Below are 5,006 nucleotides of genomic sequence, written 5' to 3' on the forward strand. Positions count from 1 at the left end.
ATTGAAAGTTCGAATATTTCAATGAGAGCATTTATTTTTCAATAACAATTATTAACATGTTCGTATAAATATTGACTTGACTTCCTATTTTTATTATTTTTTTGTAAATATTGTTTTTTATTTCTTAATATGGATTTTTAAGTATCATTAATTAGATTTGAATATTAATAACTACAAATAATTAGTTGTACATGGATTTTATACAAATTTTAATCTCAAAAGAGGTAATATCATGATTTATAAAGGTTGCAATGGCACTGTGATGCTTTCATCAGAAAGTGAAGTTGTTAGGGTTAATCCTGCTTATTGTGAGCTTGAAAAATTTCTTATTTCCTTTAGTAAGAAATATGGATCGGGTGAAAACTATTTTTTTTTAATTCATCAAAAAATTATGTCTTCTCATCAATATTGTTTTTCTAAAAAACCATTAAAATGAACCATCTAGTATATATACTAATTGGAAACATAAATTTAATCATTAACAAATAAAATTTACTTAAAGAAAGGTTTGATAATATGGTTAGATTTTCACAAACTCTGGAGGATAGGCAGGCAAAAAATCGAGAAAAACCTTATGAACAGATTAGAGATAATCCTAATTATCATGCTGAAAGGCAACCTAGGCCTGTTCAAAGACCTAATGACAGATTGTACAGTCAACCTCAAAGACCTGTTCCTCAACAGCCAGTCACTCAAAGACAGGACAATTTCTACAGGCAACCTCAAAGAGAAGAAATAGATGAGATTGTCTATGAAAGGCCAGTTATTGAAAGACAATCAGTCCAGCCTGACTTATCAAGACCTCAAGTAAAATTCCCTGCTGACCAGAATATCCAGTTTGGTGTTGAATACACTCCTAATTCAAAGCCACCTGTTATCGGTTCAAACCACACAATCAGATCCAATTCAATTATCTACAATGATGTGGTAATAGGTGACAATTTCAGAACCGGTCACAATGTGGTCATTCGTGAAAACACCAATATTGGTGACAATGTCTTAATTGGAACTAATACGGTCATTGAAGGGGATGTAATCATTGGAAATGATGTTAGCATCCAGTCCAATGTATATATTCCAACCAATTCCGTAATTGAAGATAATGTATTTATCGGTCCATGTGCCTGTTTTACAAACGATAAATATCCTGTCAGAATCAACTATGAGCTTCAGGGACCTAAAATAAGACGTGGTGCTTCCATTGGAGGTAACACAACTTTCCTGTCCAATGTTGAAATAGGTGAAGGGTCCATTGTTGCGGCCGGTGCTATTGTAATCCATTCCGTTCCGCCATTCTATCTGGCTATTGGAACTCCTGCGCGCATCAAGCCACTTCCTGACCATCTGAAAGTTCCAAACAGGTTTTAGGAGGATAAATTTATGGCACAATATAAATGTAAAATTTGCGGTTATATTTTTGATGAAGATAATATTGAAGACGGTTTGAATATTCCTGCCGGAACCAAATTTGAAGATTTGCCGGCTTCTTTCAAATGCCCTAAATGTCGTATGGCAAAGGCAATGTTTGAAAAAATTTAAATAGTTTTATATATTACCAATAGTCAAAATAATATTAATCAATACTATTTTAAGGAGATTGTTAAAAATGGCAAAATTTAAATGTAAACTTTGTGGATACACAACTGAAGAATTTGATGAATTACCTGAAGACTTCAAATGTCCAATGTGCGGCGCTACTGCTGACATGTTTGAAAAAGTAGAATAGGTGTTGTAAATGGCTTTTGTCTGCAAAGTATGCGGATTTGTCTTAGAAGAAGACGAATTACCAGAAGATTACGTATGCCCAGTTTGTGGCGTACCTGCAGCTAATTTCGAAGAACAGTAAGTTCTTCTCTTTTTATATTTTTTCTAAAAATTGTTTGTTTTTAAAACTAGTTCTTATTTTTCCGGAGTATTTTTCAAATATCTTTACAATATCTCTGTTGTCCTTTGATACCACATCATAAAGAACCTTATCTGAGTATTGCTTGTCAATGACTTCCAGACTATTGTTTCTGACCTCACTGTCAACTGCTTTTATGTCTGAATATTCAAATATTAATGTATAAACTTCATACTCTTCGATTTCAAGAATTTCAGCCTCTCCGACGGCATCCATCACAGATTTGGAATACGCCCTTACAAGCCCTCCGGCTCCAAGCTTGATTCCACCAAAATATCTTGTAACGACTGCTGTTACATTGTGAAGTTCGTTTTTTCTCAAAACATTTATCATAGGTTTTCCCGCAGTTCCGCCAGGTTCCCCATCATCGTCAAAGCCTTCTCCATCACTTGCGATGTATGCTGTGCAGTTGTGTGTCGCATCTGAGTACTGTTCATTAATCTTTTGTATGATCTGCTTTGATTCGCTTTTGGTCCTTGTTGGAAACAGACTGCAAATGAACTGGGATTTTTTTATGACGATTTCGCTTTGAACGGGTTCTTTTATGGTTTTCATTTTATCAATATATTTATATATCTAATCGCATATATTATTGTTAGTAAATTTTAAAGGTGATTATATTGTCAAGTCGTTCAGCTACTGTTTTAGTAATATTTATTGTAGCCTGCATAGCCTTTTGTTTGGCTAGTGTTTTCGGAGCTATGACAGGGCCGATATCAATTTTACCTAATGAAAGTGATTCTGGAAGTGTGTTGGACAATCTTTCAGCTATTACTGATTCAGATAACAATTATGAGTCCTATGGAGATGAAAATGTTCATGAGTATTACAACGATTACAGTTCACAGGATTCATCCCAATCAACTGAATCCAATGTAGAGACCACTACCGATGATTCGTCTCAACAACAGCAAGATCAATCTCATCAGGATTCAAGTGACAAATCTGATGAGGAAGGTGGTTCATCTTCAGGTGAGGATTCTAAAAAAGGTTCTGATTCAGATATAGTAACCACAAGAGGATAATTTTTATCCTTTTTCTTTTTTTTTAAAAATCCAGCAGTTTTTCAATGTCAAAAATAACAGAGTTTATTGACAGATTAAATAGTCTTTCTCCGTATTCTTCATCAACATAAACGCCGTTTTCTTCAACGTCCCTTGCACCCTCTTCAATGTTGGGGTCGTCTTTTCGTGCCTGTGTAAATCCGTGCAGGCCAACCTCTTCATATTCATCGACATTTGCCTGATTTTCAAGTTCATCCTCATTTAGAATTCCCAAAACCTTGGCCATTGACAGCTCTCCGCTTCCTCCGTGAGGGCCTTCGGAAGAGATTACTTTGTTGTTGAATGTTATTGAAAGGTCTGTTTTATCCTCAATATCCCATAACTCTGCCATAAGAGGTATGTTTCCACCGTGTGCATTTACGATGACTACCTTTTCGATATCTAAGAATTTCTTTGCAGAGTTAAGTGTGGATATGACATTTTCTTTAAGTTCTTCAAGGGAAACATGCACTCCATGGTCTATTGTGTCAAGCTCATATGCCGGAAAGATTATTCCCAGAAATTTGGCTCCGCTTAGAAGTGAGGCCTGAAATGCGATGTGCGCTCCTATTTTTGCATCTGTATCAATAGGCAGTGCTGGGCCGTGGTTTTCCAAGTGAGATCCTAGGGCTATTATTCCGATTTTGTGAACTTGGGGGTCTTTGATGTTTCCTGCCCGGTATCTTAGTTCTGCCATTTTATCACCTTACACTTCAAAGTTCCAGATGTCGTCACCGACATAATGTTTGGTTTCAACAGCTTTTCCGGAGTCGTTTGCAACCATTTCATCACCGCTGATTAGGCTTACTCCGATTGCCAGTGGTTTTCCGTGTGTTTCGTCTATAATCAGGACTATGTCTCCTGCTTCAACATTTTCTGATGCAGCTACAATTCCCGGACTCATTATGTCTGCACCATTGCTTACAAATCTTATGGCTCCCATATCCACTGTTACGGTTTTTGACACGATATCTGTAGCCAGTGCAGCTTTCAGTGTTGGGAACGGTTTGTCGTCAATTATTATGATATACGGCTCTCCATCCACTAAAATGAATGAGTTAGGTTCGGCCTCAAGAATCTCGACATTTTTTTTGCCTTGAAGCAGCTCACCATATTCGCCCAATTCCTCTTTTATCGCTTTAATTTTTTTCTTTTTTAAAAAATTTCTTTTTTTAACTTTTATAGCCATGTTTATCCCACTTTTTATTAATGAATAATATTTTGTATTTTAAAAATATAAATTTAATCATTGTCTTAAAAAGACATCGTCATAATTTATTTCCCCTCCCAGTTCGGTGTTGATCAGCGGCCGGTCGTGCCATGCAAATCTGGTTATTGCAGTTGCATTGCTGTCGCTCAGGTTTTGGATTGATGAGTTGATTATATTAAGTTCCTGGGGTGTGAATTGGGGTGTTGGCAGTCTGGTCGGATAATATCGGTGTATGGTTCTTGTGTAATATGGTTCGCGCCTTAAAAATAGCTGTTTTCTGTCAATCAGATTTTGGGTTATCTTTCTGAAGTGTTTGGGCTTTATTCCCTTTCTTGATTTTATATATGTCTCTTTGGTTAGAAACTCACCGTATTTCTCATAATAGTTAAAGTCAATGAAATACATGATTGTACAAAGCACGGTCTTTCCCAAATTTGGTTTATTCAGGCATTTGAATAGGATATACATAATTAGATTGACATACTTTTCTTCATCGATTCTCATTTTATGACCTGGTGATGGTTGGGTGGTAGTAGTTATGTTGACCTTTAAATATATTCGAAGTCCAAGAGAGCATTTGATAAGTAATTTAAATACTTGTTTAACTAATTATTTATTGTTGAGATTATTTTTTTCCTTATTTTACCTTAAATTTAAGTAACATTTATATAGTAGGTTATTTATAATTAATAGTATTAGTTTTAATTAGGTTTTGTCTTATCTTAACTTGATTATATTATGTCTATGAGTAAAAATTTACTCGATTCAGAAAAACTAAAAATTTTTGATAATATAAGGTGATATAATGAGCGGACAAAATGTTCAAAGACCACTTGACGCATTAGGAAAA

Annotated in this window: 10 protein-coding genes; 6 read left to right on the forward strand and 4 right to left on the reverse strand. The window is 35.2% G+C overall.

Annotation, left to right across the window (positions count from 1 at the left end; genetic code table 11):
* Nucleotides 1-232: 232 nt before the first annotated feature.
* From ACKI2P_RS11415 to ACKI2P_RS11435, 5 genes are all read left to right on the forward strand, one after another.
* Nucleotides 233-436 carry a hypothetical protein gene (locus ACKI2P_RS11415; RefSeq protein WP_407377675.1) on the forward strand — a complete coding sequence of 68 codons (204 nt, stop codon included), beginning with the start codon at nucleotides 233-235 and terminating at the stop codon, nucleotides 434-436.
* A 395-nt stretch (nucleotides 437-831) separates the two neighbouring features.
* Nucleotides 832-1,368 carry an acyltransferase gene (locus ACKI2P_RS11420; RefSeq protein ID WP_407377689.1) on the forward strand — a complete coding sequence of 179 codons (537 nt, stop codon included), beginning with the start codon at nucleotides 832-834 and terminating at the stop codon, nucleotides 1,366-1,368.
* Between the two features lie 12 nt (nucleotides 1,369-1,380).
* A complete protein-coding gene (locus ACKI2P_RS11425) occupies nucleotides 1,381-1,539 on the forward strand; it encodes a rubredoxin (RefSeq protein WP_407377677.1) in 159 nt (52 codons plus the stop codon).
* Nucleotides 1,540-1,606: 67 nt separating this feature from the next.
* Nucleotides 1,607-1,726 carry a rubredoxin-like domain-containing protein gene (locus tag ACKI2P_RS11430; RefSeq protein WP_407377678.1) on the forward strand — a complete coding sequence of 40 codons (120 nt, stop codon included), beginning with the start codon at nucleotides 1,607-1,609 and terminating at the stop codon, nucleotides 1,724-1,726.
* Nucleotides 1,727-1,735: 9 nt separating this feature from the next.
* Nucleotides 1,736-1,846, forward strand: coding sequence for a rubredoxin-like domain-containing protein (locus ACKI2P_RS11435; protein ID WP_292742119.1), 111 nt, complete (start codon nucleotides 1,736-1,738; stop codon nucleotides 1,844-1,846).
* 12 nt (nucleotides 1,847-1,858) lie between these two features.
* Here ACKI2P_RS11435 and ACKI2P_RS11440 read toward each other — a convergent pair whose 3' ends face one another.
* Nucleotides 1,859-2,458 (reverse strand): YigZ family protein, encoded by a 600-nt coding sequence (locus tag ACKI2P_RS11440; protein ID WP_407377680.1) that lies wholly within the window; start codon nucleotides 2,456-2,458, stop codon nucleotides 1,859-1,861.
* A 65-nt stretch (nucleotides 2,459-2,523) separates the two neighbouring features.
* Here ACKI2P_RS11440 and ACKI2P_RS11445 point away from each other — a divergent pair, with 65 nt between their 5' ends.
* Nucleotides 2,524-2,928, forward strand: coding sequence for a hypothetical protein (locus ACKI2P_RS11445; RefSeq protein WP_407377682.1), 405 nt, complete (start codon nucleotides 2,524-2,526; stop codon nucleotides 2,926-2,928).
* A gap of 22 nt (nucleotides 2,929-2,950) precedes the next feature.
* On the opposite strand, the gene arfB is transcribed toward ACKI2P_RS11445, so the two are convergent.
* Genes arfB through ACKI2P_RS11460 form a run of 3 tightly spaced genes read right to left on the reverse strand, consistent with a single transcriptional unit; the run spans nucleotide 2,951 to nucleotide 4,660 of the window.
* Nucleotides 2,951-3,643: a 2-amino-5-formylamino-6-ribosylaminopyrimidin-4(3H)-one 5'-monophosphate deformylase gene (gene arfB / locus ACKI2P_RS11450; protein WP_407377683.1), complete on the reverse strand. Its 693-nt coding sequence runs from the start codon at nucleotides 3,641-3,643 to the stop codon at nucleotides 2,951-2,953.
* Between the two features lie 9 nt (nucleotides 3,644-3,652).
* Complete coding sequence (locus tag ACKI2P_RS11455) at nucleotides 3,653-4,135, reverse strand: RNA-binding protein (protein ID WP_407377685.1); 483 nt, start codon at nucleotides 4,133-4,135, stop codon at nucleotides 3,653-3,655.
* A gap of 57 nt (nucleotides 4,136-4,192) precedes the next feature.
* On the reverse strand, nucleotides 4,193-4,660 hold the full coding sequence (locus tag ACKI2P_RS11460) for a type II toxin-antitoxin system antitoxin SocA domain-containing protein (RefSeq protein ID WP_407377687.1): 468 nt from the start codon (nucleotides 4,658-4,660) through the stop codon (nucleotides 4,193-4,195).
* Between the last annotated feature and the right edge of the window lie 346 nt (nucleotides 4,661-5,006).

The sequence above is a fragment of the Methanobrevibacter sp. genome (genome assembly GCF_045541095.1).
In the GTDB taxonomy this organism is placed as follows: Archaea; Methanobacteriota; Methanobacteria; order Methanobacteriales; family Methanobacteriaceae; genus Methanocatella.